Annotated in this window: 24 protein-coding genes; 13 read left to right on the forward strand and 11 right to left on the reverse strand. The window is 73.2% G+C overall.

From position 1 onward, the window contains the following. Positions 1-14 precede the first annotated feature (14 nt). The gene (locus ACPPVO_RS14330) at positions 15-512 is read left to right on the forward strand and encodes a hypothetical protein (protein WP_426511690.1); all 498 of its coding nucleotides are present in this window, start codon (positions 15-17) and stop codon (positions 510-512) included. Here ACPPVO_RS14330 and ACPPVO_RS14335 read toward each other — a convergent pair. Both ACPPVO_RS14335 and ACPPVO_RS14340 read right to left on the reverse strand, forming a co-directional pair. Next, the gene (locus ACPPVO_RS14335; RefSeq protein WP_426511692.1) at positions 488-1,963 is read right to left on the reverse strand and encodes a hypothetical protein; all 1,476 of its coding nucleotides are present in this window, start codon (positions 1,961-1,963) and stop codon (positions 488-490) included. The two genes, ACPPVO_RS14330 and ACPPVO_RS14335, sit on opposite strands and share 25 nt — an antisense overlap. Before the next feature lie 83 nt (positions 1,964-2,046). Continuing rightward, positions 2,047-2,961 carry a hypothetical protein gene (locus tag ACPPVO_RS14340; RefSeq protein WP_426511693.1) on the reverse strand — a complete coding sequence of 305 codons (915 nt, stop codon included), beginning with the start codon at positions 2,959-2,961 and terminating at the stop codon, positions 2,047-2,049. 134 nt (positions 2,962-3,095) lie between these two features. Between ACPPVO_RS14340 and ACPPVO_RS14345 the strand changes: the two genes are divergently transcribed. Both ACPPVO_RS14345 and ACPPVO_RS14350 read left to right on the forward strand, forming a co-directional pair. Further along, on the forward strand, positions 3,096-3,392 hold the full coding sequence (locus tag ACPPVO_RS14345; RefSeq protein WP_426511694.1) for a hypothetical protein: 297 nt from the start codon (positions 3,096-3,098) through the stop codon (positions 3,390-3,392). After that, positions 3,389-7,234, forward strand: a complete 3,846-nt coding sequence (locus tag ACPPVO_RS14350) for a hypothetical protein (RefSeq protein ID WP_426511695.1) — start codon at positions 3,389-3,391, stop codon at positions 7,232-7,234. Before ACPPVO_RS14345 ends, ACPPVO_RS14350 begins: the two co-directional genes overlap by 4 nt. A 67-nt stretch (positions 7,235-7,301) precedes the next feature. Here the strand turns inward: ACPPVO_RS14350 and ACPPVO_RS14355 are convergent, their stop codons facing one another. The 4 genes from ACPPVO_RS14355 to ACPPVO_RS14370 all read right to left on the reverse strand — a co-directional run bounded on the left by ACPPVO_RS14355 (position 7,302) and on the right by ACPPVO_RS14370 (position 11,978). After that, complete coding sequence (locus tag ACPPVO_RS14355; RefSeq protein WP_426511696.1) at positions 7,302-8,399, reverse strand: hypothetical protein; 1,098 nt, start codon at positions 8,397-8,399, stop codon at positions 7,302-7,304. 15 nt (positions 8,400-8,414) lie between these two features. Beyond that, positions 8,415-9,830 (reverse strand): glycine hydroxymethyltransferase, encoded by a 1,416-nt coding sequence (locus ACPPVO_RS14360; protein ID WP_426511697.1) that lies wholly within the window; start codon positions 9,828-9,830, stop codon positions 8,415-8,417. A 216-nt stretch (positions 9,831-10,046) separates the two neighbouring features. Beyond that, positions 10,047-10,478 carry a PPOX class F420-dependent oxidoreductase gene (locus ACPPVO_RS14365; RefSeq protein WP_426514629.1) on the reverse strand — a complete coding sequence of 144 codons (432 nt, stop codon included), beginning with the start codon at positions 10,476-10,478 and terminating at the stop codon, positions 10,047-10,049. A gap of 18 nt (positions 10,479-10,496) precedes the next feature. After that, a complete protein-coding gene (locus ACPPVO_RS14370) occupies positions 10,497-11,978 on the reverse strand; it encodes an arabinofuranosidase catalytic domain-containing protein (RefSeq protein ID WP_426511698.1) in 1,482 nt (493 codons plus the stop codon). A gap of 260 nt (positions 11,979-12,238) precedes the next feature. Here ACPPVO_RS14370 and ACPPVO_RS14375 point away from each other — a divergent pair, with 260 nt between their 5' ends. Further along, entirely contained in the window at positions 12,239-12,781 is a 543-nt protein-coding gene (locus ACPPVO_RS14375; protein WP_426511699.1) for a hypothetical protein, read from the forward strand. Here the strand turns inward: ACPPVO_RS14375 and ACPPVO_RS14380 are convergent, their stop codons facing one another. The 3 genes from ACPPVO_RS14380 to ACPPVO_RS14390 are packed head-to-tail and all read right to left on the reverse strand — an operon-like array spanning position 12,782 to position 15,000. After that, positions 12,782-13,606 carry a MerR family transcriptional regulator gene (locus ACPPVO_RS14380; RefSeq protein WP_426511700.1) on the reverse strand — a complete coding sequence of 275 codons (825 nt, stop codon included), beginning with the start codon at positions 13,604-13,606 and terminating at the stop codon, positions 12,782-12,784. Between the two features lie 33 nt (positions 13,607-13,639). Then, a complete protein-coding gene (locus tag ACPPVO_RS14385) occupies positions 13,640-14,401 on the reverse strand; it encodes an endonuclease/exonuclease/phosphatase family protein (RefSeq protein ID WP_426511701.1) in 762 nt (253 codons plus the stop codon). A 59-nt stretch (positions 14,402-14,460) separates the two neighbouring features. Beyond that, entirely contained in the window at positions 14,461-15,000 is a 540-nt protein-coding gene (locus tag ACPPVO_RS14390) for an FAD-binding protein (protein ID WP_426511702.1), read from the reverse strand. Between the two features lie 48 nt (positions 15,001-15,048). On the opposite strand from ACPPVO_RS14390, the gene ACPPVO_RS14395 reads away from it, so the two are divergent. From ACPPVO_RS14395 to ACPPVO_RS14410, 4 genes are read left to right on the forward strand one after another with little or no spacing between them, the layout of a single operon-like run. Then, positions 15,049-16,950, forward strand: a complete 1,902-nt coding sequence (locus ACPPVO_RS14395; protein WP_426511703.1) for a hypothetical protein — start codon at positions 15,049-15,051, stop codon at positions 16,948-16,950. Continuing rightward, complete coding sequence (locus tag ACPPVO_RS14400; RefSeq protein ID WP_426514630.1) at positions 16,847-17,686, forward strand: sigma-70 family RNA polymerase sigma factor; 840 nt, start codon at positions 16,847-16,849, stop codon at positions 17,684-17,686. The genes ACPPVO_RS14395 and ACPPVO_RS14400 overlap by 104 nt, the downstream gene beginning before the upstream one ends. Further along, positions 17,676-19,745: an MMPL family transporter gene (locus ACPPVO_RS14405; RefSeq protein ID WP_426511704.1), complete on the forward strand. Its 2,070-nt coding sequence runs from the start codon at positions 17,676-17,678 to the stop codon at positions 19,743-19,745. The genes ACPPVO_RS14400 and ACPPVO_RS14405 overlap by 11 nt, the downstream gene beginning before the upstream one ends. Positions 19,746-19,749: 4 nt before the next feature. Then, the gene (locus tag ACPPVO_RS14410; RefSeq protein WP_360376443.1) at positions 19,750-20,115 is read left to right on the forward strand and encodes an MmcQ/YjbR family DNA-binding protein; all 366 of its coding nucleotides are present in this window, start codon (positions 19,750-19,752) and stop codon (positions 20,113-20,115) included. Between the two features lie 36 nt (positions 20,116-20,151). On the opposite strand, the gene ACPPVO_RS14415 is transcribed toward ACPPVO_RS14410, so the two are convergent. Further along, the gene (locus ACPPVO_RS14415) at positions 20,152-20,457 is read right to left on the reverse strand and encodes a hypothetical protein (protein ID WP_426511706.1); all 306 of its coding nucleotides are present in this window, start codon (positions 20,455-20,457) and stop codon (positions 20,152-20,154) included. A gap of 125 nt (positions 20,458-20,582) precedes the next feature. Between ACPPVO_RS14415 and ACPPVO_RS14420 the strand changes: the two genes are divergently transcribed. Genes ACPPVO_RS14420 through ACPPVO_RS14430 form a run of 3 tightly spaced genes read left to right on the forward strand, consistent with a single transcriptional unit; the run spans position 20,583 to position 21,815 of the window. After that, positions 20,583-21,014: an SRPBCC domain-containing protein gene (locus ACPPVO_RS14420; protein WP_426511707.1), complete on the forward strand. Its 432-nt coding sequence runs from the start codon at positions 20,583-20,585 to the stop codon at positions 21,012-21,014. Next, on the forward strand, positions 21,004-21,342 hold the full coding sequence (locus ACPPVO_RS14425; RefSeq protein ID WP_360376434.1) for an ArsR/SmtB family transcription factor: 339 nt from the start codon (positions 21,004-21,006) through the stop codon (positions 21,340-21,342). Before ACPPVO_RS14420 ends, ACPPVO_RS14425 begins: the two co-directional genes overlap by 11 nt. Continuing rightward, complete coding sequence (locus ACPPVO_RS14430) at positions 21,339-21,815, forward strand: SRPBCC family protein (RefSeq protein WP_426511708.1); 477 nt, start codon at positions 21,339-21,341, stop codon at positions 21,813-21,815. The genes ACPPVO_RS14425 and ACPPVO_RS14430 overlap by 4 nt, the downstream gene beginning before the upstream one ends. Positions 21,816-21,819: 4 nt before the next feature. Here the strand turns inward: ACPPVO_RS14430 and ACPPVO_RS14435 are convergent, their stop codons facing one another. Continuing rightward, on the reverse strand, positions 21,820-23,160 hold the full coding sequence (locus ACPPVO_RS14435; RefSeq protein ID WP_426511709.1) for an ABC transporter substrate-binding protein: 1,341 nt from the start codon (positions 23,158-23,160) through the stop codon (positions 21,820-21,822). 174 nt (positions 23,161-23,334) lie between these two features. Here ACPPVO_RS14435 and ACPPVO_RS14440 point away from each other — a divergent pair, with 174 nt between their 5' ends. Continuing rightward, positions 23,335-23,820, forward strand: coding sequence for a hypothetical protein (locus ACPPVO_RS14440; protein WP_426511710.1), 486 nt, complete (start codon positions 23,335-23,337; stop codon positions 23,818-23,820). A 25-nt stretch (positions 23,821-23,845) separates the two neighbouring features. Then, positions 23,846-24,277, forward strand: coding sequence for a helix-turn-helix transcriptional regulator (locus ACPPVO_RS14445; RefSeq protein WP_426511711.1), 432 nt, complete (start codon positions 23,846-23,848; stop codon positions 24,275-24,277).

A 24,277-nucleotide genomic window follows, 5' to 3' on the forward strand; every position in this document is an offset into this window, starting at 1 on the left:
ATAGACTTCCGGCTATGTCCAAGCTGATGTTAAGAGCGGTGGCCCTGGCCGCCGCCACCACCGGCGCGGCACTCGTCTTCCCGAGCGCCGCGCACGCCGCCGTGATCAGCCAGGCGTTCGCCGCCGACTCCGGCGACAGCTGCCGGTACGGCTCCAGCAGCGGCACCCTGAGCTGGCCGCAGGGTCCCGTGTCCCCGTTCCCGACGCCCGGCGTCGGGGTCTCCGGAAAGGTGGCGGACCGGCCGCTGCCGATCGACCCGGGCCCGATCTGCCGCGACGACGGCTACGCCAGCACCGTCTCCTTCGTCGCCTACCTCGGCACCACCGAGGTGGCCCGGCAGAGCCGCACCGCCGACAACGGCACGCTGACGTTCTCGTTCGTCCTGGGCGGCGCCGCCGCCGAGAAGGGCATCGACCGCGTCGTCGTGCAGGTCTGCCGCAACCCCGTCGTCACCCTGCCGCCCAGCTACTGCGGCAAGCCCGTGACCTACCTCGCCCCGACCGCCGCCTGAGCAGATTCCCGCCCGCCGTCGCGCCCGGGGCCCGACGGCGGGCGGCCGGCGCGGCGGGCCGCGAGCAGCACGAGCACGGCGAAGACGGCGACGGCCAGGCCCCACCACAGGAACGGCCAGGGCGCGGCGGCGCGGGTCTGCCAGGCCGGCAGATAACCGGTGAAGTGCCAGGCGGTGTACTCCTCCAGCACGCGCAGCGGCACGAGGTACCCGAAGTCGGCGGAGAAGCCGTTGCTCGGGCTGAAGCGGCACAGCGTGTCCAGGCCCACGCTGACGCCCACGCACGCCACCGCCCAGGCCGTGAGCGTCCAGTGGTGCGCGCGCTGCAGGGCGTAGCCGATCGGGAAGGCGAACACGGGCAGCACCGCGGCCCAGAGCCGCGCCGGCGGGGCCCAGCCGCCCCACCAGCCCGGCGAGGTCAGCAGGATGAGGCAGTACGGCCCGACGACCGCGAGCAGCTGCAGGTGCAGCCGGCGGTGCTCACCGGCGACGGCCAGGACCAGGCCCGGCAGCACGAACAGGAAGATCGGGTACGAGAACAGCACGCCGTGCTCCTGGTCCAGCAGCACGCCGACGAGGTTCGTGGCCGGGTCGGCCCCGAAGAGCAGCGACGTGTCGCCGGCCTGGTTGATCGACGGGTTGAGGCTGTGCCACACGGTCCACAGGTAGGTGAACAGCCCCGCGGTGATCACGGCCAGGGGCCCGAGCAGCGCCGCCCAGCGCCACCGCCCGGCGCGCTCCCGGTACAGCCGCCACGCCAGCAGGAGTACCAGCGGCACCTCCAGCGGCAGGAACCGGCTGTGCACCCACGGCAGCGTGCCGAGCGCGGCCGAGACGAGCACGAGGTCATGCATGCGCAGCGCCGGCTTGGTGAGCACCCGGAAGCCGTAGAGCACGGCCAGCGCCGCGAGCGGTTCGACGAACGCCTTCGCGGAGTAGGTCAGCGCGGTCGAGCCGAGGCCGATGCCGAGGCCGGTGACGAAGGCGTACCGCCGCTCGAGGCCGAGCCCGCGCACGAGCCAGAACGCGTTCGCGACGGTCAGCAGCGACACCGCGACCATGAACAGCAGCACGCCGAGGCGGCCGCCGAGCAGGTACGGCACGTGCCACAGCAGCGGCCCGCCGATCCCGTGCCAGGGCAGCGTCCCGTGCGGCGCCGCCGCCAGGTGCGCGTCGAGCGGCCCGGGGTGGAACGCCTTGAACTCCCAGTTGTCGTAGACCCGCTTGACGTGGATCGACCCGTACCGCTTGAGCGACTCGTTGATCACCAGGTAGTGCGGCTCGTCGCCGTCGGGGATCCGGGTGTACCGGTGCACCAGGGCCGAGATCACCATCGGCACGGCACAGACGGCGAGCAGCGCCGCCAGCACCCGGCGGTCGGGTGACGACCCCGCCGCGGCCCGCGGCGGTTCGTCGAGGTCCGGCTCGGCGATCGCCGCGTCAATCGTCACGGCCGCATGCTAACCCCCGGACGCTCCCGCGCTCGGCCCAGCGCGTCCGGTCCGGCGCCGTTCGTCCACCTGCTGGGCCCGGATCACGGACCCGGGCGGCTGAGCGGGACCGTCGCGAGCGCCTCCGGCAGGCCCGCCGCCGGCCAGGAGACGAGCAGGCCGAGGACGTCGTCGTCCGGTCTGCGCACGGTGAACCCGGCCGTCGACCGGAAGGCCTGGGCGCCGCCCGCCGCGGAGGCCGCGTTCGGGCCGAGCCCGATCGCCTCCCGGCCGTGCAGCACCGCGATCGACGCGCCCCACTCGCTCGGCACGGCCCGGGTTGCCACGCTCACGACCTCCAGGGACAGCAGCTCCCCGACGGCGGTCACGCGGGTCAGGACCACGGCGGCGCCGCGGTCGCGGTGCAGGACCCGGGGCGCGGCCACGATCCGGCCCGTCTCGATGTGCGGCTCGTCGAGGATCTCGTGCGCGTCGCGGTGCCGCAGGCCCGCGGGCGGGTCCGAGGCGTGATGCGGGGCGTCCCAGATGGACACGGTGCCGCGCTCGACCGTCGCGCGGTCCGGGAGCGCGAGGTCCACGACGGTCTCCGGGAAGCCGATCTCCGGCCACGCGAGGGCGACGGACACGTGCGGGTACCGCAGCGGAAACAGCAGCCGGGTGCGCAGGCGGAACCCGGCGTAGTCGCCGCTCGACTCGAGCGAGCCGAACTCCCAGTGCGCGCGCCCGGTGTCGTCGAGCCAGCCGGCGCGCAGGTCGAGGCCCTCGTCGAAGGGCGGCAGCAGGCGGCGCTCGGCCGGCGGGGGACCGGTGCGCCCGGCCCGGATGTCGGCCTGGCGCTGCTCGGCGCCGCGCGGGTCCGGCGGGCGGCGGGCGAGGAGCTCGAGCTCCAGGCCGGTCGGGCGGGCGTACGCGGCGACCACGCCGACGGTCAGCTCGGGGTGCCGCGCGATCAGGCCACCGCGGTGCGCGAGGACGCCCAGGGTTTCGAGCATCGACATACACCACCCTAGCGCTTCACGCCGGACGGTCGGGGCGGGGGAGCGGCGACTCCGATGATCGGAGGTGCCCGGCGTTGTCCGAACGTGATGTGATGTGAATGTCGGATGCGGGGCCATCGCGCTGGGGGTGCGCTGTGACGCGTTTGTGGCGCCATGGACTGCCGGCCGGGGTGTCGGTGGTGCTCGGAGCGGCCGCCGGCCTGCTCGGCAACGCGTTTGCCGACGGCTGGAGGTGGCCGATCGGCGCGATGTTCGCGGTGGCCGTGGCGGTGGAGGCCGCCTGGGTCGGATCTCGTGCGGTTGCGGAGCGTCGCGCCGCCGCCGCCGACGATGGTTCGGCGGCGTCGATCCAGATCGGCGAGGTCTCGGCCCCCGGTGGCCAGGCCGCGGGGGTCAACTACGGCGAAATGCGGCAGGAGCGCGATCGGTGACCGGCGGCGGGGAGCACCGTCAGCGGGTCGATCATGTGGAAGCGCCGGGTGGCCAGGCCGTCGGCGTCAACTACGGCACGATGATCCACCAGTACTTCATCGGTCCCTACGCGTCGCTGCGCGATGCCGTGATACCGATGGGTCTCCTCCCGTCCGACGTCGGTCTGATCGATCCGGACGATCCGGACGACCTTCTGGGGTTGTTCCGAGGGCGGGACTGGCTGCTCGACCGGATCGATGCGTTCGTCGCCGGCTGCGTTCGGCAGCGCGCCGGCGGCTACCTGTTCGTAGAGGCCGAAGCCGGCATGGGGAAGTCCGCCCTGGCCACGTACCTGGCCTTCACCAGGTTCTGGCCCACTCATGCCACCCGGCTCCCGGGCGGTGCGTCGCCGGCCGCGGCGCGCGTCAATCTGGCCGCGCAGCTCATCGCCCGATGGCAGCTCGAAGATGCCGCACCGGGCGGGGTGCTACCGGCCGATCACGACACGACGCTGTGGCTGTACCAGCGAATGTGTGATGCCGCCGCGCGACGGGACCGCAGCGAACCCGGCCAGCCGGTGGTGCTGCTGGTCGACGGGCTCGACGAGGCCCCGCCGGCCGCCGGGGGCGAGATGCCACTGGGGCTGCCGTTGCAGCTGCCGCCCGGATGCGCGGTGATAGCCACGACCCGCCCGGGTCTGGCGTTGCCGGTCCAGGTCGGCCGGACCGAGCGGATCGAGGTGGAGAACGAGCTCAACCGTGGAGACCTGGAGAAGTACCTCCAGCACATCACCGCTCGCGACCGGCAGATCGCGTCCGCCGTCGAGGGCGCACACATGACTCCTGAGGCGTTCTGTGCACGGCTGTCGGAGGCGGCGGCCGGAGTCTGGATCTATGCGGTCATGGTGCTGGACCAGATACGCGACGGACGGCCGGCTACCGATGTCACGAACCTCCCGGTCGGTCTGGCCGCCTATTACACCAACAACATCGATCGCTGGCGCGCCGCCGCCCCCGCCGAGTGGGCCGAGACAGGCCTGCCGCTGCTGGCAACGCTCGCCGCGGCCCGCGAACCGCAGTCAGGGCAGCGCATCGCCGAATGGGCGGGCCTGCCGACGGCCGTCGTGCGGACGCGGCTGCGCGGGATTCTGCGCCCGTTCCTGCTGACCCGCCCGGGCGGCGACCCCCACCTGTACGGCCTGCGTCATCAGAGCTTCCGCCAGTTCTGTGCGGGTGATCTCCCGGCCCGGACCGATGAGCCGCGCATCGCGGAGCTGATGCACGACCTCGCCGAACTGACCCGGAAGGCGCACGACCGGATCTGCCGGGCGCTCGTACCGCCGAGAGGCTCGACGATGCATCGGCGCGGCGACGTCGACGAGTACACCCGGCTGCATCTCGCCGCACATGCCGCCGCGGGCGGGGTTCTCGACGAACTGGCCCTGGAGCCGCGATTTCTGCTCAGTGTGTCGGTCGGTGAACTGCTGTCGAACCGGCACCGGCTGGCCACCGTCGCCGCGCGGACCGCGTTCGGCGCCCTCGAACTGGCGGCCAACTCCTGGTCGGCCGGTGACGAGCTGGAGTGGCTGTACGTCTCGGCGCACAAGATGCACTGCAAGGCGATCGTCGATGCGATCGAAGAGCTCGGCCTTCGGTCGGCGACGATCAGATCGGTGTTCTGGACCGGTACCGTCCACCGCGAGCTCGCGGGGCACACCGGCACGGTGCTCACCTTGGCCGGCATTGCCCAGCCGGACGGACCGCACCTGGTCGCCTCGGCCGGCGAGGACGGCACGGTGCGGCTCTGGAATCCGCAGGCGGGGCAGCCCGTCGCGGCGCTGGCCGGCCACGCCGGGTGGGTCCGTTCGCTCGCTGTGCTGCCGCGGGACGACGGCACGCACCTCCTGGCGTCAGCCGGCGACGACGGCGTCGTGCGGTTGTGGGATCCGCGCGCGGCCCGGCCGGTTGCGGAGCTGGCGGGGCATGCCGGCTGGATCCGCTCCCTGGTCGTCGTTTCCCGGGCCGACGGCACCCGTCTGCTCGCCTCGGCCGGCAATGACGCCGTCGTGAGACTGTGGGATCCGAAGAGCTTCCGGCTCGTCGCCGAGCTGGCCGGGCACCGCGCGGCCGTGTCGACAATGGTGCCGATCGCTCGCGACGACGGCGACGACCTGCTCGTCTCGGGCGGTGATGATCGCACCGCCCGGGTGTGGGACGTCGCCACGGGACAGCCGGTGACGGCGCTGGTCGGCCGGGCGCGCAGCGTGTGGGCGCTGGCTGTCGTGCCCCGGCGCGACGGTGCGGCGTTGCTTGCTTCGGCCGGGGACGACGGTGTGGTGCGGTTGTGGAACTGGGGTTCGGGCGGGCTCGTGGCCGAGCTGGACGGCCATGCCGGTGGGGTGCGCGCGCTGGCCGTGGTGCCGCGGCGCGACGGTGCCGCGTTGCTTGCTTCAGCCGGGGACGACGGTGTGGTGCGGTTGTGGAACTGGGGTTCGGGCGGGCTCGTGGCCGAGTTGCATGGCCATGTCGGTGGGGTGCGCGCGCTGACCGTCGTGCCGCAGCGCGACGGCACGTCCGTGCTCGCCTCGGCGAGTGAAGATCGAACGATCCGGCTCTGGAATCCGGACACGGCCGAAGGCTCCACCGCCACGCTGGTCGGCCACGGCCGGACTGTGTGGTCAATGGCCGCGATTGCGCAACCGGACGGCAGCCGGCTGCTCGCGTCGGCGAGCGACGACGGTACCGTGCGTCTCTGGAGCCCGGACGCCGGCCAGCTCACGGCCGGTTTGAGCGGCCACGCCGGTGCCGTCACGACGCTGGCCGTGGTTCCGCACCTCTCCAAGAGCAGGCTCCTTGCCTCCGGCGGCGCCGACCGGGCCGTGCGCCTCTGGGACCCGGAGGGCGGCCGGCTCGTCGCCGAGATGACCGGCCACACGGGATGGGTTCGTTCGCTGACCGCCGTTGCGGTCGCCGACGACCGTTGGCTGCTTGCCTCGGCGGGTGACGACACAGCGGTTCGGTTGTGGAATCCCGATACCGGCCGGCTCGTCGCCGAGTTGACGGGTCACAAGGGCTGGGTGCGGGCATTGGCCGCGATTCGGCTGGCGGACGGGAGTCACCGTCTGGCCTCCGCCTCGAACGATCACACGGCGCGCCTGTGGGACCCCGGCTCGGGTGAGAACACCGCCGAGCTGGCCGGTCATACCGGTGCGGTGCTGGCGTTGGCCGTCGTTCCGATGCCGGACGGCACGCATCGCCTGGCATCGGCCGGCAACGACCGCATCGTGATGTTGTGGGAGCCCGGGACGGGCCGGTCGATCGCCCAGCTGCGCGGTCATACCAGGGACGTCTGGGCCCTCGCAGCGGTTCCGCGACCCGGAGGCGGTTGCCTGCTCGCATCGGCCAGTGACGATCGCACGGTTCGGTTGTGGGAGCCTGACAGCGGGCGGTTCGTCGCGGCGCTGGTCGGTCACGAGGGTGCCGTCTCGGCGCTGGCGGTCGTTGCGATGTCTGACGGGACGCACGTGCTGGCCTCGGCCGGTGACGACGGCTCGGTCCGGCTGTGGGATCCGGCCGATGCCAGGATGATCGCCAAGCTGACGGGCCACGAAGGCGCGGTTCTCGCGTTGAGGACCATCCCGCGCCCCGGCGGCGACTGCCTGCTCGCATCGGCCGGTGACGATCACACGGTGCGGTTGTGGAACCCGGGAACCGGCAAGGCGGCCGCCGTGCTGACGGGACACACGAGCCTCGTGTGGGCGCTGGAGCCCGTGCCCCAGGCCGACGACACCCACGTCCTGGCCACCAGCGGCCACGACAGCGCGATCATCCTCTGGGAACTCGGGTCACGGCCGGCGCCCTGACCCGAGTTCCACCCGGTCAGCGTGGTGTGTTGTGCGCCCCGGCCGGTGATTCGGTTGCACGGCCGATCTAGGCCGGCTGTACGCGCTCCGCCGGTTCGGGCCACGGGGCCGTCGGCGCGCAGGGGGAAGGGCGGCCGGCGCGCGCGGCGGCGGCGCACAGGCGGTCGCGTCCGGGGTCCCAGGCGGGGAGCCCTTCGGCGTGCCGGCGCAGCCGGGAGCCGTCCGGGTCGGCGGCGTCGTAGCGCTCCCACTGCCCGGTCAGGAAGAGGAACGCGGGCAGGGCGCGGCCGGGCTTCGGGGTGTGCCCGGCCGCCGCGACGATCCGGGTCGCGTCCGGGTCACCCTGCAGGGCGAGGGTGCAGAGGTACTCCCGCGCCTGGGCCTTCGCGTCGTGCAGGGCGCGCGCGGCGGCGGTGCGCGCGGCCTCGGGGGCGTGGCCGTTCAGGCGCAGCAGGGTGTCGACGGCGCGCCGGGCCCGGGCCGGTCGGGCGAATCCGGTCGCGAGGCTGTACGCGTACAACTGCCGCCCTTGCGGGTCGATCTCGGTGAACCGGCTCCACTGCCGGGTCGCCACCAGGAAGAACGCGGCCTCGTCGGGGTCGGCGGGGCGGAAACCGCCGCGGATGACCGCGTCGACGGCCGCCGGGTCGGCGTCGGTGTCCATGCAGCGCTGGCAGAGCTCCTCGCGCAGCGGGCCGGGCGGGAGCGTCGCCAGGGCGCGGTCGCAGGCCTCCCGGAGCACCGGTGGCCATGGGCGCAGCAGGGTGTCGAGGGTGGGTGACGGCTCCTCGCCGGCCAACCGGTCCGCGCGGCCCGCGAGCAGGAGCAGCAGCACCCGCTCGGTCGGTCCCGCCGGGCCCGGGCCGGCGCTGTGCAGCAGCGCCTGCAGCAGGGTGGGGTGGCGTTCGGCCAGCGCCACCAGCTCGGTGAGCGACAGCCCGGCCAGCAGCCGGGCCGGCTCGCCGCCGAGCAGGAACCCGGCCGCCGCGGCCGGGTCGTAGTCGTCGCGGTACCAGATGTCGCGCCAGATCCGCGCCCGCGACGCCGGGTCCTCGTCCCAGAGCGCCTCGAGGGCGGCCGCCGCGGCCACGGCCCGCCGCCGGCGCCGACCGCTCATGTCCCGGAGCAGGGTCGGCACCGGCGCGGCGGCGGCGCGGCGGGCCATCCGCAGATTCTAGGCTCAGCCCAGGTCGACCGACGGGTACAGCGGGAACGGCGCCAGCAGCTCCGTCGCCTGCTTGCTCACCCGGTCGGCCAGCGCCGGGTCGAGCTGGTACTTCGCCTTCGAGCCCTCCGCGGGCGACGTGCCGGTCAGCACCGTGTGGATGAGCTCGGCGATCTGGTCCATCTCGGCCGGGCCCAGCCCGCGGCTGGTCAGCGCCGGCGTGCCGATGCGGATGCCGGAGGTGTACCACGCGCCGTTCGGGTCGCTCGGGATGGCGTTGCGGTTCGTGACCACGCCGGAGTCCAGCAGCGCCTGCTCGGCCTGGCGGCCGGTGAGCCCGAACGGGTGGACGTCGATGAGCACGAGATGGTTGTCGGTACCGCCGGACACGAGCCGCACGCCGCGGCGGCTCAGACCCTCGGCCAGCGCCTGGGCGTTTGTCACGATCTGCTGCGCGTAGGTGGCGAACTCGGGGCGGCGGGCCTCGGCGAACGCGACCGCCTTCGCGGCCATGACGTGCGACAGCGGGCCGCCGAGGACCATCGGGCAGCCGCGGTCGACCTGGTCGGCGAGCTCGGGCCGGGCGAGCACGGCGCCGCCGCGCGGGCCGCGCAGGCTCTTGTGCGTGGTCGTGGTCACGATGTGGGCGTGCTCGACCGGGTTGAAGTCGCCGGTGAACACCTTGCCGGCGACCAGGCCCGCGAAGTGCGCCATGTCGACCATGAAGGTGGCGCCGACCTCGTCGGCGATCTCGCGCATGGTGGCGAAGTTGACCTTCCGCGGGTACGCCGAGTAACCGCCGACGATCACGAGCGGCTTGAACTCGCGCGCGGTCTCACGCAGGGCGGCGTAGTCGATCAGGCCGGTGGCCGGGTCGACGCCGTAGCTGCGCTGGTCGAACATCTTGCCGGAGATGTTCGGGCGGAAGCCGTGGGTGAGGTGGCCGCCGGCGTCGAGCGACATGCCGAGCATCCGCTGGTTGCCGAACGCGGCCCGCAGCTCCGCCCAGTCGGCGTCGTCGAGGTCGTTGACCTGCCGCTTGCCGAACTTCGCCAGGTGCGGCACCTCGACCCGGTCGGCCAGGATGGCCCAGTACGCGACCAGGTTGGCGTCGATGCCGGAGTGCGGCTGCACGTAGGCGTACGGGGCGTCGAACAGGGCCTTCGCGTGCTCGACGGCGACGGCCTCGACGGTGTCGACGTTCTGGCAGCCGGCGTAGAAGCGCCGGCCGATCGTGCCCTCCGCGTACTTGTCCGACAGCCAGTTGCCCATCGCCAGCAGCACCGCGGGTGAGGCGTAGTTCTCGCTCGCGATCAGCTTCAGCGACTCGCGCTGATCGGTGAGCTCCTTCGCGATCGCGTCGGCGATCCGCGGCTCAACGGCGCGGACGGCCTCCAACGCGGCGCGGAATGCAGTCGATTCGGCGTTCATGAGTCTCCCGGTCCGGGCCGGGCGCGACGCTCCCACGAGGGGTCCGGCCCGGCGCATGGTCGCCACCGTGGCGGTCGCGTCCATCGTACCGACCCGCCGGCCGGACCTTCGCGGACGTTCGACCGCTCCGGTCACCCGATCGGGGTGAGGTGGCCGGCCGGTGGCTCACGGTGATCCGGACCTGTGACCGCGACGAGGTTCAGCGACGAGCGGTGGTCAGCGCAGGCGCTGGCCGTACACGTGCTCCACGGTCATGGTCATGAGCACCCGGCGGTCCGCGACCATCGCCGCGCGGTACTCGTCCCAGTCCGGGTGCTCGCCGGCGGCGCGGCGGTAGTAGGCGACAAGCGCCTCGACCTCCGGGCCGTGCGGGTCGGAGCCGGGGCCGATCAGCGTCGCCGTGCCCTCCACGGTCGCCCAGGCTGAGCCGTCGGGGCTCGTGACCTCCAGGGTGGCGCGCGGGTCGCGGCGGAGGTTGGCCGTCTTCGCGCGGCCCTCCGTGATCGACACGTGGATCACGGAGGCCGGGCGGTCGTAGAACGGCAGGACGGGCGACAGCTGGGGTCGCCCGTCCCGCTTGATCGTGGCCAGCACGCCGAGGCGGCTGTGCTCCAGGAGCGCGTGGGGATCGAATGTCACGATCCCCATCATGCCCCGCGGGCGGGGTTACGAGGAGAACGACCAGAGCTGGCACGTGTTGTTCAGCCACATCCACATCTGGACCTTGGTGCCGTTCGCGGTGCCGCAGTTCTGGTCGTCCAGGACCATGCCGCTGTTCTCGACCACGAGCTCGTACCGCCCGTTGCCCGCCGGGATGACCGCCCACTGCTGGCACGTGTTGCCCAGTGACTGCCACAGGTCCGTGGCGGTGCCCAGGGCCAGGCCGCAGTTGACCGCGTCCAGGACCTTGCCCGAGTTCACGTTCGTGATGGTCCACTTGTTCGCGCCCACGCTGTTGAAGCGCCATTGCTGGCAGGCGTTGCTCAGGTTCTGCCAGAGCTGGATGCCGGTGCCGTTGGCCGTGCCGCAGTTGACGGCGTCGAGGACCTTGCCGCCGGCGAGGTTCGTGAGGCGGTACGCCGCGCCGTTCACCGGGAACGTCACGCTCTTGCTGTAGCCGACGGAGACGATGTTCGACTGCACCGAGTTGTCGGTCGCGTCGGACGGGTACCCACTGGTCATGACGCCCTCGAAGAAGGAGCCGACCGAGCCGTTGCTGTTGTCGCCGCCGATGCCGAGGATGATCGCGCCCTGCTTCGTCATCGGCTTGTAGCCGGACTGGGTCGGCAGGCCGCCGTTGTACCGCGTGGCGAGGCCGCCGGACTGGGCGTTGCCGTCCTTGATGGCGTACGTCGTGGTGCCGTTGTTCTTGAGCATCGCGGTCACGAACGCGCTGTTGCGGCCGGTGTTCGCGGTGTTCGAGCCGTTGCCGCCGGCGAACAGCCCGTTCTCGAGGTCGGCGGCGACCCGCGGCCCGCCCGCACACGGCGAGAACCAGCACAGGTTGCCGAAGTAGATCGCGTCCATGTCGCCGTTGCCGGTGTCGTTGTTGTTCGTCTCGGCGTTGCCGTAGTCGAAGCAGCACCGGTCGTTGACGTGCGTGCCCTCGGTGACCATGTACAGGCCCTCGGGCTGGCTGCCGGTGGCCACGCCGTTGGTGGAGTTGTTGCGGTACCCGTTGCCGGCCGAGATGTAGACGCCGTAGACCTTGTGGCCGCCCGCGGACACGGGCAGGGCCGCGGCGTTCGCGCCCTGGTCGCCGGTCGGGTTGGCGCCGCCGCCGGGGGCGATGGTCAGGTCGTTGTGCCGCGAGGTCTGGTCGTAGATGCGGACGATCGTGCAGTACGTCCCGCTGCAGAACGAGTCCTGAGCGGCCGCGTTCGCGTAGCCGCCGGCGCTGAGCACGCCGATGTTCGACGTCGCGCCGTCGGACCAGCGGCGCACCTGGTACAGCGAGCCGTTGTACGAGCCGAACAGCGCGCGCGTGGTGCTGTGCGCGGCGACGCAGGGCGTGCCGCCGCTGGAGTAGATGTCGCACGGCAGCGTGCCGGCCGCCTCGGCGGTGCCGGGCAGGGCGACGAGCGCCGCGATGCCGAGCACGGCCGCGGCGGCGCCGGCGAGGGTGGTTCGCCAGGACTTGAGGCGCATGGGTTGCCTTTCGGGGCGTGGGCAGCGCAAAGCGTCGGGGAGCGCTGCCGGGGGCGGGGGCTGTTAACGCTCACAATTTGTTCCCGCCACCGTGCGGGGGCGCGGGAGCTAACCATCCCGTGGCAGCGGGATGTCGGGCGTGCCAACGAGTGTTATCGCTAACATCGATGGTGTCAAGCACGTGCCGAGGTCGCTCCGCGGGCCCGTGAAACGTTCACCGAGGGCCCGGTGATGGCACGGGATGGAACGCGGGCACCTGTATGTCTGACCGCAGCAAGGCGCGTCTCGCGGCGCTCGCCGTCCTCGTCCTGACCGGGGTCCTCGCGACCGTCGCCTGTTCCGGCGCCGGCCCCGAGGACCCCCCGCCGGGGGCCGCCCCGTCCGCGACGGGCGGTGGTTGTCCCCCCGATGCGTTCAAGGACACCACCGGGCTGTACTGCGTCGTCGTGCCCGCCGGCTACACGTCCGGCGGGCCGGCGAAGACCAGCGACGGCATCGTCACCGATCAGTGGGCCGACGCGCAGGGCAACACGTTCAGCGTCGACTACGCGGCCGCCGACCGCCCCGGCCGCACGCTGCAGGACGTCAAGGACATGTTCAAGGCGACCCTCTCGGGCACGCACGTGCTCGCGTCGGCCGACCTCGAGGGCGGCGGGGAGTACGAGCGGTTCCACGACCCGCGGACGAACCGCTACACGATGCGCTCGGTCGTGCCGATCGGCGGCCGGGTGGTGCGGTGCCAGGCGACGTACGACACCGCGCTCACGCCGAACGACGCGTGCCGCACGCTGCGCAAGCAGTAGTCACTCGATGGGCTGGGCGATGTCGCAGCACGGGTCGTTGGGGCCGGCCGCGCCGAAGTCGGCGAAGTAGACCTCGCGCGGGGAGCCGAGCGGGGCGACACCCTCGCGCTCGGTCCACGACTGCACGGCGTCGTAGGCGGAGAGGATCTGCGGGAAGGCCACCTGGGCCTTGGTGATGCGGGTGTAGGCCTCCCGGTGCGCCGGCTCGATGCGCGTCGCGGCCGCCAGGCCGGCGCCCGGCTCGACCGGCAGGCAGATCTCGACGGGGCCGTCGGACTCCTCGTTCACGGCGCCGTGGTAGATGATGAAGCACGGCCCCACCATGCCGTCGCCGTGGCCGGTGGCCGCCTTGAGCAGGCGGCCGATGCAGTCGTCGATCCAGTCCTTGAGGTCCTGGACCTTCACGTGCCGCTGCTCCGTCAGCACCAGCTGTTCGGGCACGTCCCGCACTTGGATGTCGTACATCGAGAGGTCTCCTTCCTCGCCGAGGAGCCGGATGCGCAGATGGCTCACGAGCTCACGCCGCGCCGCGACCCGGTACTCCTCGTCGCTCCAGTAGGTGTCCAGCAACGCGACGGCCTCGGCCGGCTCGTCCAGCGCGGCCACGATCGCGGCGATGCGGGCGAGCGGCATGTCGAGCCGGCGCAGGCGGGCCACGAGCCGGGCCGCGTCCAGCTGCGACGGGCGGTACCAGCGGTAGCCGGTCCGCTCGTCGACCAGTGCCGGCGCCAGCAGGCCCTGCTGCTCGTACAGCCGCAGCGCCCGCGGCGACAGCCACGTGAGCCGGGCAAACACCCCGATGGTCAGCAGGTCGCTCGTGTCCACCTCGAAACCATGCGCCTTGACCCGGGGTGAAGGTCAAACGCCGAGGTCCGCCGCCACTCCGTAGTGATCGGACAGGTACACGGAGCGACCGTCGGGCAGCGTGACGGAGTCCTCGGTGAGCACCAGCCGGCACGACGCCGTCAGCCCGGCCCCGCGCAGCAGCACGTGGTCGAACGCGGGCGGGTCGGGCCACTTCGGCGTCGGGCGGTAGGTCGGGCGCTCGTCGCCGGCCATGGCGTCGCGCAGGCCGGCCGCGGCGCAGAACTCCGCGAGCGCCGCGGCGCCGCGGGGCAGGTTCAGGTCGCCGCAGACCACTGTGGGTACCGACGGATCGATCGCGGCCAGGGTGGTGGTGAGCGCGGCGAGCTCGCGGCGGGCCACGGCGGTGTAGCGGTTCCCCGGCGACCAGTCGTCGTCGCGGTTGGCCGACAGGTGCGTGTTGACCACCGCGAACGGGCCGGCCGCGGTGTGCAGGAGCGCGACCTGGGCGCCCTTGCGCATGAGCAGCTCGGGGCGCAGCGGGCGGGTGAACGGGTACCGGACGAACCGCCGCTCGGCGATAGGCCGGCGCGACAGGAGCACCAGCCCGCCCTTGACCAGGGTTCCGCCGGCGTACTGCCGGTGCGGGAACGACCCCGCCAGCCGCGCGAGCAGCCGGGCCATGCCGGGGGCCATGACCTCCTGGAGGCACACGACGTCGTAGTCGGAGCCCTCGAGCCGCGCCCCGATGGCCTCGATGCGTGGCCTCACGTCGCCCTTGAAGAGCGCGTTGAAGGTCAGCAGCCGTAGTTCCACATCACGATCCATACACGCTCGGGCCGGGCCGGCGCCAGCGGGAAACGGCCATAGAACCGCTACGGCGGCCCGATCACCTTGCCCGGGTTGAACAGGTCCAGCGGGTCGAGGGTGCGTTTCACCGCCTCCGGCATCGCGAGCACCGCGCGGGAGAGCTCGTCGTTGACCACGCCGGGCTGCACGACCGCCACCATGTTCTCGGCGTCGATCTCCACGATGCGGTTCATCCTCGACAGGTCGAGGATCAGCCCGCCGTCGACCGCGTTCGCCCCGCCGGACAGGCCGGTCCCGGCGCCGCGGGGCACGATCGGCACCCGCCGCGCGGCGCACGCGGCGACGATCCGGCTCACCTCACCGGTGCCGCGCGGCCGTACCGCCGCGATCGCCGTCCCCGCAGGCGCCCACTCGGCGTCGTCGCGCGACAGGCTCGCGAGCACGTCCGGGTCCTCGATCACGTTGAAGAACGTGCCCACGTTCTGGCGCTGCAGCTCCCAGCTCTCCAGCGGCGCGCAGAAGCCGGCGACGAGGACCACCGGGCGTCCGTGCCCCTGGTCCTCGTAGTGCAGGCGGACCCCGTCTCCGGTGGTGAAAGTCGGCATAATCCCGAATCTACAGACGTTCGGCGCACAGCGATCGGGGAGCGAACGATGCATGATCTTGCGGCTCTGGCCGTCCGCACCATTCCGGCGATCGTCGAGCTGGTGCCGCCCGGGCCGGCCGGCGCCCTGGGCCGCCTCAACGCGCCCGGGGATCTGTCGGCGCGCCCCCGGACGCGGCCGGGCCGGCCCGGGCCGGGCGTGGACGGGCTCACGGCGGAGCGGCTGCTCGGCGCGCTGGAGCGGTTCGTCGCCCGGCACGACTGGACCGTCGGGGCGAACCTGGTCGGGGAGGAGGTGCAGCCGCCGCCGCGGGCGCACCAGTACGGGTTCGCCACCGCCGGCGGCGAGAGCGCGGCGCTGGCGGCCGCGCGGCGGCTCGACGGGTTCCGCCCGGGCGTCGCCGACCACATCGCCGCCCTGGTCCGCGCGCTCGCCGCCGACCCGGCCGTCGCGCCCCTGCTGGCGGCCGACGGCGAAGCCGAAGGCGGCGAGGCGGCGATCGCGGCCGCCCACGGCGCCGTACACATCGCGCTGGGCGTGGCCGTCGCCGGCGCGGTGGTACAGCATGTGGATCCGCCCGGGTTCGTGGACGCCGCCGCCGCGACCGTCGGGCTCGGGCTCGGCGCCGCCGCGCGGCTGCTGCGGGAGACGCCCATGCCGGCCGCCTACGCCGGCGCGCTGCTGGCCAAGGTGCGCGCCGAGTACCTGCTGCCGCGCCGCGCGGGCGGCTCGGTCCAGGTGCGCGGGCACCGGTTCGCCCTGGCCGAGCGCGACCTGCCGGGCGAGGCGGACTTTTCGGCCACGGGCATCGTCGCCGGTACCGACGGCGGCGCGATCGTACGCACCGGGATCGCGGAGGGCTGGCTGCGTGTCACGCTGGTCGTGCCCGCCGGGCGCCCGGCGCCGTTCCCCGACGAGCCGGACGACGGCTGGGACTGGGAGGAGGTCGCCGAGGTGAGCTGGCACGCCGCCGAGGGCCTCGCCGCGCTCGGCAGCCTGGGCAAGCAGACGCCGCCGTGGCCGGGGGACTACCGGGTGCGGGTGTACGCGAGCGGCCGCGACGACGGGGACGCCGAGTTCGAGCACCACCGGCTCGTCGTCTGGGCCGCCCCGGCGGCGCCGCCGATCCTCTGGCGGAGCACCGACCGGGTCGGGCACCGCCTGCGCGGCGAGCCCGAGCCCGAACGGGTCCGGGGGCCCGAGTACGCCTACCGCTGGCTGCGCCGCAGCGAGCTGCAGCACGCGGCGACGGTCACGGTCGTCACCGGCGCGACGGCCGCCGACGTGGTGCGCGCGTTCGGCGGCGACCCGGACCGGCCCGAGCCGCTGCGCGAGGACGCGCAGGACCAGGTGATGGTCCTCGACGCCGGCGACGCGGTGCTCGCCGTGGAGAACAACGGGTACGCGGGCTCGCACCGGGAGGTCCTGGTGGCCGCGTCGGCCGGGGGCCGGGCGGCCAGCATGTACTGGAACGTCAACGGCCTCACCGGCTCTCCTTCGCCGAGCGCGGCCGGATCCTGGCCCAGCACGAGCCGTGGGGGCGCGAGGACTGGCCGCAGGAGCTGGCCGGGGTGCTCGACGGCCTCGACTTCGCCCGGTCCGGCGAGCGCCCGGGCAAGGGCCTCGTCGCGGTGGAGCGATTCGCCGGGCGCGGGATCGGCCCCGAGGACCTCGCCCGGCTCCGGGCGGCCGGCGTCGGCTACCGCGCCGGCTGAGACCCCGGTCACAATCCGGCCCGCGGCATCACACTCCGATGGCGGCGGCGCTCTCAGGAGGCAACCGCAACAGGAGGTACACCGCGATGCCCGACGTGTTCAGCGACCACCGGGAACTGCTGTTCTCGGTGGTGTACAACATTCTCGGCTCGGTCGCCGACACCGAGGACGTGCTGCAGGAGACCTGGCTGGCGTGGACCGGCCGCGCCGGCTCGACCGGCGCGGAGCCGGTTGAGAACCCGCGCGCGTACCTGGTCCGCGTCGCCGTCAACCGGGCGCTCGCCCAGCGGGCCGCCATCACCCGGCGCAAGGAGACGTACGTCGGGCCGTGGCTGCCCGAGCCGATCGTGCGCCCGCTCGTCGCCGGCGACACCGCCGACGGCGCCGACGCGGTCGAGCGCGCCGAGTCCGTCTCCATGGCGCTGCTGGTGGTGCTGGAGACCCTGACGCCGCTGGAGCGCGCGGTGTTCGTGCTCCACGAGGTCTTCGGCTACGCGCACACCGAGATCGCCGAGATCCTCGGGCGCAGCCCCGCCGCCGTGCGCCAGCTCGCCCACCGCGCCCGCGAGCACGTTCAGGCCCGGCGCCCGCGGTACGAGCCCGACCCGCAGGTGCGCCGGCAGGTCACCGAGCGCTTCCTCGCCGCCACGCTCGGCGGCGACCTGGAGGCGCTGCTGGAGCTGCTGGCGCCCGAGGTGACCCTGTGGGGCGACGGCGGGGCCCAGGGCGCCGGCGGCAGCCGCCCGATGCAGGGCCGCGAGAAGGTGGCCCGGCTGCTGGCCGCGCTCGCCGCGCGCCCGGGGCCGGGGCTGCGGGTCGCGTACCGGCGCACCAACGGCGACCCGTCGGCGCTGCTGCTGGCCGGCGACGACCCGTACGCCGTCGTCGTGCTCGACCTCACCCCGGACGACCAGCAGGTCTGCGGCATCTACGTCGTGGCGAACCCGGAGAAGCTGTCGCATGTGGGCTGAGCTCGTGGCCGGGCGGCGGGCCAAGTGGGTCGTCGTCGCCGTCTGGGTCCTGCTGCTGATCCCCGCGGCCATGCTCGCGGGGCGGCTCGGCGACGCCGAGCAGAACGACAACGCGGCCTGGTTGCCCGCGAACGCGGAGTCGACCGAGGTGGTCGCGCGGGCCGCGAAGTTCCAGCCCGCCGACACCCTGCCCGCCGTCGTCGTCTACGACCGCCCCGGCGGGGTCACTGACGCCGACCGCACCAAGGCCCGGGCCGACGCCGTGGCGTTCACGCGCATCGCGAATGTCGTCGGTACCCCGCAGGGCCCGGACGAGTCCGCGGACGGCGCGGCGATCCAGATCGTCGTGCAGGTACACAAGGACCGCACCGGCTGGGAAGGCGTCGGCGCCGTCGTCGACGCGCTCACCGCCGTGGGCCGGGCGGACGCGAACGGGCTCGGGTTCCACGTCGCCGGGCCGGCCGGGTACGCCTCCGACTCCATCAAGGCCTTCGGCGAGGCGGGCGGCCTGACCACGATCACCGCGATCGTCGTGGTGGCGATCCTGCTGCTGACGTACCGCAGCCCGGCGCTGCCCCTGCTGCCGCTGCTCACGGCCGGTGGCGCCCTCGCCGCGGCGGAGGCGCTGATCTACCTGCTCGCCGAGCACGCCGGGCTGATCGTCAACAAGCAGACGAGCTTCATCCTCGTGGTGCTGGTCTTCGGGGCCGCGACCGACTACGCGCTGCTGCTGACGTCGCGGTACCGCGAGGAGCTCCAGCGCCACGAGGACCGCCATGCGGCCATGGCGGTGGCGCTGCGGCGCTCGGCCCCGGCGATCCTCGCGAGCGCCGCGACGGTCGCGGTGAGCCTGATGCTGCTCACCCTGGCCTCGCTCAACTCGACCCGCGGCCTCGGCCCGGCGTGCGCGATCGGCATCCTGGTCGGGCTCGTGGCGATGCTCACCCTGATGCCGGCCCTGCTGGTGATCTGCGGCCGCTGGATCTTCTGGCCCGGCGGCGCCCGGGTGCCCCGCGACCGCGTCTGGCGGCGGCTGGGCGGCGCCCTGCGGCGGCGCCCCCGGGCGGTGTGGGTGGGCACCGCGCTCGCCCTCGCCGTGCTGGCGCTGGGGGTGCTGGGCCTGCGCGCCGACGGGCTGTCGAACAAGGACCAGTTCACCGGCACGCCGCAGATGGCGGCCGGCGAGGCGGTCCAGGCCCGGCACTTCCCGGCCGGGGCCGGCGACCCCGTCTACGTGGTGGTCCGGGCCGACGCCGCCGATCGGGTGGCCGCGGTACTGGCCGGGGTGCCCGGGGTCGGGTCGGTGGCCCCGCCGGTGACCCGGGACGGCGACGCGCTCATCCTCGGCGAGCTGCGCGACGTCCCCGGCAGCACCGAGGCCATGCGGACCGTGGAACGCGCCCGCGCGGCCGTGCGCGGCACCGGGGCGCTCGTCGGCGGCAACACCGCGGTCGGCCTCGACACGCAGCAGGCCGCCGCCCGCGACGACCGGCTCATCATCCCGATCGTGCTCGTCACGGTGCTGCTGATCCTCGCCCTGCTGCTGCGCGCGGTGGTCGCGCCGCTGCTGCTCATGGCGACGGTGGTGCTGTCCTTCGGCGCGGCGCTCGGGGTGAGCAGCCTCGTGTTCAACCACGTGTTCGGCTTCGCCGGGGCCGAGTCGTCGTTCCCGTTGCTGGCGTTCGTGTTCCTGGTCGCCCTGGGCATCGACTACAACATCTTCCTGGTGACCCGGGTGCGGGAGGAGGCTCGCCGGCACGGCACCCGCCGGGGCGCGCTGACCGGCCTGTCCGCGACCGGCGGGGTCATCACCTCGGCGGGCCTGGTGCTGGCCGGCACCTTCGCCGCGATGGGCTCATTGCCGCTGGTCTTCGCGGCCGAGCTGGGCTTCGCGGTCGCGTTCGGGGTGCTGCTGGACACGCTTGTCGTCCGCTCGGTCCTCGTCACCGCGCTCACCCTCGACCTGGGCGACCGGATGTGGTGGCCGGGCCGGATCGCGCCGCCCGCGGCCGCGCCGGTGCCGCCGTCGCCGGTGGCGCTGAACGGGGTCGTAGGGTGAGCCCATGGCAGACGCCGACGACGTGCGCCGGATCGCGCTCGGCCTCCCCCACGTCGTGGAGATCGACAGCGAGGGCTTCGACTTCCGGGTGGCGAACAAGGGCTTCGTCTGGTCCTACCCCGAGCGCCTCCCGGGCAAGCCGAGGGTCATCCGCACCGACGTAGCCGTCCTGTACGTCGGCGACGAGGCGGAGAAGCAGGCGCTGCTGCTCGGCGAGCCCGCGCGGTTCTTCACCAACCCCGGGTACGACGGCTTCCCGCTGGTCATGCTCCGCCTGGAGACCGTCGACGCGGCCCGCCTGGCGGAGCTGATCACCGACGCCTGGCGGATGCGCGCCCCCGACGAGCTGGCCGCCGAGCTTGACCTCTGAGGCTCACCACATGGGCGCTCGTCATTTGGGCGCTCGTCACATGGGCGTGAACAGGCCTTTGAACCCGCCGTTGTCCCGGCGGTCGTAGCTGACCGTCCAGTACTCCCCGGGCCGGATCATCGCCGAGCACGAGCTCGGCATCTCGGCGGTGACCTCCCCGGCGAACTCGGTCGGCGGATCGTCGGGCCCGACGAGGATCGTCACGCGCCCGGTGCGCCCGCCGGCGAACCAGACGGCGAGGTGCCCGAAGCCCTCCGACCGGTACACATGGTTGAACCGCACCGAGAACCGCGCGCGGGGGCCCTCCGCGGGGTGGATCCGCGGTTCGTCGCTGCCGGTCACCCCGCCAGGGTAGCGGCGCTCAGTCCCGGATGATCGGCGGCCCGTTCCGCGGCCCCCTTGACGCAACCGATCGGTTGCAATAGCGTGGGTAGCAACCGAGGAGTTGCTACTCACTGGAGGTCGTCATGGGGTTCCCCGATCGCATCGAGCGCACCGTCGAGCTCGTCCAGCCGCCGGCCAAGGTCTGGGCCGCGCTCACCACCGCCGAGGGCCTCGGCACCTGGTTCGGCAACGGCGCCACCGTCGACCTGCGCGAGGGCGGCGAGGCCAAGCTCACCTGGGACAGCGGCGACCAGGCCACCCTGCACATCGAGCGCGTCGACGAGCCGGCGCTGTTCGCGTTCACCTGGGGCATCAACGGCCTCGCGGCCGACGACCCCCGCCGCACGTACGTCGAGTTCACGCTCGAGCCCGCCGGCGCCGGCACCCGGCTGCGGATGATCGAGTCCGGCTTCGCCCAGCTGACCGAGGATGCGTACCGTAAGGCGTTCGAGAGCAACACCGGTGGGTGGAAGCACGAGCTGGGTGAGTTGGTCGAATACCTCAATGCCGCCTGACATCGAGGCGATCGCCGAGCAGGTCTTCGTCGCCCTGGCCGACCCGTCGCGGCGCGGCATCCTCGCCGCGCTCGCCCAGGGCGGCCCGGCCACGGCGACGGACCTGGCCGACCGCCTGCCCATCACGCGGCAGGCGATCGCCAAGCACCTGGCCCTGCTGTCGGAGGCCGGCCTGGTGACGGCCGAGCCGGGGGAGCGCCGCCGGGTGCGGTACCGCCTCAGCTCCGCCCCGATGCGCATCGCGCAACAGTTCCTGGCCGCCCTCGCGCGCGACTGGGACGACCGCCTCGACGCGCTCACCGAGCATCTCAACCGGAGGAACCCATGAGCACCGAGGACTTCACCGAGACGTTCACGATCGACCGCGAACCGCCGCTGGTGTACGCCGCGGTCACCGACCCCCGCGCCTGGTGGTCGAGCGAGATCGAGGGCCCGACCGTCCACGAGGGCGACGAGTTCGCCTACCACTACGAGGACCAGCACCGCTGCCGCATCCGCGTGGAGGAGGCGGTCCCGGGCCGCCGCGTCGCCTGGCGCGTGCTGGAGAACTACTTCAGCGCCGGCGCCGACCCGCAGGAGTGGGTGGACACGACGATCGAGTTCGACCTGACCCCGACGCCCACCGGCACCGAGGTCCGCTTCACGCACCGGGGGCTCGTCCCGCGGTACGAGTGCTACGAGAACTGCTCCACGTCGTGGCGCTTCTACGTCACCGACAGCCTGCGCGGGCTCATCGAGACGGGCACCGGCAAGCCCAACGCCACGGGCGTCCCGCGCGCGCCGGTCGAGCTGCGCCGATAGCGGGTCAGCCGCCCAGGGACTCGGCCGTCCCGACCTTCCGGGCCGCCAGCGCCTTCACGATGAGCGCCGTCTCGTCGTACCCCAGGATCAGCACGCCGTCGGGGGCGTCCTGCCGCACGCGCGCCGCGATGCCCGCGTAGTCCTCAGTCGTCGTGGGGTACGACACCAGGTCCACCGCCGCGTCCGTCATGCCCGCGGTCAGCAGGTCGGCCTTGACGTTCTTCTGCAGGCCCAGGCCGTAGGCGTCCTCGCGGGCCACGATCGTCACGCGGTGCGGGCCGTCGCGCATGATGACGTCGGCCAGGGCCCGGGCCTGCAGCGTGTCCGGCGGGGCGGTGCGGAAGAACAGGCCGTTGTCGGCGACGGTGGACAGCTCGTCGGAGGTCGACGACGGCGAGATGAGGATGCGGTTCGCCGCGGCGACCTTCGGGATCATGGCCTTGGTGACGCTCGACGAGGACGCGCCGATGATGACCTGCACGCCCAGACCGACGAAGCGGTCCACCGTCGCCGCGGCGACCTTCTCGTCGGTACCGTCGTCGCCGTCGACCCACTCGACGGGCTGGTCGATCACGCCGCCGGCCGCGTTGAGGTCGGCCACGGCGAGGCGCGCCCCGGCGAAGCGGGGGGCGCTGCGGAAGGCCAGCCGGCCCGTGTGCGGCATGAGCCCGCCGACCTTCAGCGCCGCGATGCGCTTCTTCGCGTTGCCGGTGGGGTACGCGGTGTACGGCGGCGGTGGCTCCGCGGAGGCGCTCGCCGGGTCGCCGGCCCCGATGTACTCGGTCAGGTTGTCGTTGACCGTGTTGCTCCGGCTGAAGTGCAGCGCGCCGTAGGAGGCCGAGGACGGCTCGCCCGCGTCGGTGAAGCCGCTGCGGCGCATCGACACGCCGCGGTACGCGAAGTCCTTGCCCGCCCTGGCCAGGGCCAGGCACGCCGCCGCGTCGTCGCAGACGGTGCCGGAGGTCGAGGCGCCGACCATGTACTTCGCGATCGCCGGCGCGTCCGTGGAGCGCGCGGACTCCGCGGCCAGCCCGGCCAGCAGCACCGCGTCGTAGGCCTCGGCGGCGTAGCCGTAGTCGGCCAGCGACGGGTCCACGCCGCGCAGCCGCTCCTTGAACGACGCCGGCAACTCGAGCAGCGGCGCGGTGCCGACCATGCCCGACAGGATCGCGGGGGCGTCCTTGAGCTTGTCCGCGAGCGAGTTCGTCATGTTCGCGTCGGAGCCGTAGAGGCGGACGACCATCGGCCGGCCCTCGTCGCCGCCGTTCGCCGGTGTCGTACCGCACCCGCCGGCCACGACCGCCACCCCGACGAGCGCGGCGAGCATCGATCTCACACGTCCCACGAACTTTGCCTCCCCCGACAACGGCCCCGGCGACCCTAAGCGGTGCCGGTGCGCGGATCCCAGGTCGCAATCCGGACCTTGAGGAAACCTTGAACGAAAGCGGCCAGATGGGTCGGACCGGTCGTGGCATGAATCGGGGATTCCCGCCCGCCGGGGGCGCGACAGGCTTGTCACATGGCGTACGCATACCAGCCGCAGCAGGCGTGGCACCCCTACCCGGTCCGCACCACGGCCCCGATCTCTCTGCACGTCGTGGCCATCTTCCAGTACCTGGGCGGCGTCCTCATGCTCGGCGCGGCCGCCCTGCTCGCCCTCGCGGCGGCCCGCGTCGGCCCGGCGTGGGACCTGCCCGCGGGCTACGGCGGCGTCACGGTGCGCCCCGACACGCTCACCGTCGCGACGTACGCGGTCATCGGCACCATCGGACTCGTCGGCCTCATCGCGATCGTGCTCGGCCGCAAGCTGCAGAACGGCCGCAACTGGGTCCGCGTGCTGCTCACCCTGCTCAACGGGCTGAGCGTGCTCGGCGGGGTCTACCAGGGGTACGTCACCGGCGCGGCCTACGCCGCGACGCTCGTCTCCGTCGCGTTCCCGCTGCTCTTCGTGATCCTGCTCAACACCCGCGCGGCCCGCGGCTGGTGCCACCACCGCACCTACTGAGCGCACGAAGTGGCATCCTGGTCGGGTGAACACCGACCCCAGGCTGCGCGAACTCGCACTGCTGCGGCGCGTCCGCGACCGCATCGACCGCGACTACGCGCAGCCGCTCGACGTGGAGGCGCTCGCCCGCGGCGTGCACCTGTCGTCGGGGCACCTGAGCCGGGCGTTCCGCGCCGCGTACGGAGAGTCGCCGTACAGCTACCTGATGACCCGCCGCATCGAGCGCGCCATGACCCTGCTGCGCCGCGGCGACCTGTCGGTGACCGAGGTCTGCTTCGCGGTCGGCTGCTCCTCGCTCGGCACGTTCAGCACCCGCTTCTCCGAGCTCGTCGGCATGTCGCCGAGCACGTACCGCCGCAAGGCCGCCGAGGACGCCCGGGGCATCCCGCACTGCGTGGCCAAACAGATCATGCGACCGATCAGGAATCGAGAAGTCGCGCCCGGCCGCGACGTCTAA

It is taken from the genome of Dactylosporangium sp. McL0621, assembly GCF_049995355.1.
In the GTDB taxonomy this organism is placed as follows: Bacteria; Actinomycetota; Actinomycetes; order Mycobacteriales; family Micromonosporaceae; genus Dactylosporangium.

What these genes read in the sequence shown, in the direction of transcription:
- ACPPVO_RS14425 (WP_360376434.1), top strand. Translation starts at nt 21,004, where the DNA reads ATGCCGCCTGACATCGAGGCGATCGCCGAGCAGGTCTTCGTCGCCCTG.
- ACPPVO_RS14330 (WP_426511690.1), top strand. Translation starts at nt 15, where the DNA reads ATGTCCAAGCTGATGTTAAGAGCGGTGGCCCTGGCCGCCGCCACCACC.
- ACPPVO_RS14430 (WP_426511708.1), top strand. Translation starts at nt 21,339, where the DNA reads ATGAGCACCGAGGACTTCACCGAGACGTTCACGATCGACCGCGAACCG.
- ACPPVO_RS14390 (WP_426511702.1), bottom strand. Translation starts at nt 15,000, where the DNA reads ATGCCGACTTTCACCACCGGAGACGGGGTCCGCCTGCACTACGAGGAC.
- ACPPVO_RS14440 (WP_426511710.1), top strand. Translation starts at nt 23,335, where the DNA reads ATGGCGTACGCATACCAGCCGCAGCAGGCGTGGCACCCCTACCCGGTC.
- ACPPVO_RS14410 (WP_360376443.1), top strand. Translation starts at nt 19,750, where the DNA reads ATGGCAGACGCCGACGACGTGCGCCGGATCGCGCTCGGCCTCCCCCAC.
- ACPPVO_RS14340 (WP_426511693.1), bottom strand. Translation starts at nt 2,961, where the DNA reads ATGTCGATGCTCGAAACCCTGGGCGTCCTCGCGCACCGCGGTGGCCTG.
- ACPPVO_RS14420 (WP_426511707.1), top strand. Translation starts at nt 20,583, where the DNA reads ATGGGGTTCCCCGATCGCATCGAGCGCACCGTCGAGCTCGTCCAGCCG.
- ACPPVO_RS14405 (WP_426511704.1), top strand. Translation starts at nt 17,676, where the DNA reads ATGTGGGCTGAGCTCGTGGCCGGGCGGCGGGCCAAGTGGGTCGTCGTC.
- ACPPVO_RS14375 (WP_426511699.1), top strand. Translation starts at nt 12,239, where the DNA reads ATGTCTGACCGCAGCAAGGCGCGTCTCGCGGCGCTCGCCGTCCTCGTC.
- ACPPVO_RS14360 (WP_426511697.1), bottom strand. Translation starts at nt 9,830, where the DNA reads ATGAACGCCGAATCGACTGCATTCCGCGCCGCGTTGGAGGCCGTCCGC.
- ACPPVO_RS14355 (WP_426511696.1), bottom strand. Translation starts at nt 8,399, where the DNA reads ATGGCCCGCCGCGCCGCCGCCGCGCCGGTGCCGACCCTGCTCCGGGAC.
- ACPPVO_RS14370 (WP_426511698.1), bottom strand. Translation starts at nt 11,978, where the DNA reads ATGCGCCTCAAGTCCTGGCGAACCACCCTCGCCGGCGCCGCCGCGGCC.
- ACPPVO_RS14395 (WP_426511703.1), top strand. Translation starts at nt 15,049, where the DNA reads ATGCATGATCTTGCGGCTCTGGCCGTCCGCACCATTCCGGCGATCGTC.
- ACPPVO_RS14365 (WP_426514629.1), bottom strand. Translation starts at nt 10,478, where the DNA reads ATGGGGATCGTGACATTCGATCCCCACGCGCTCCTGGAGCACAGCCGC.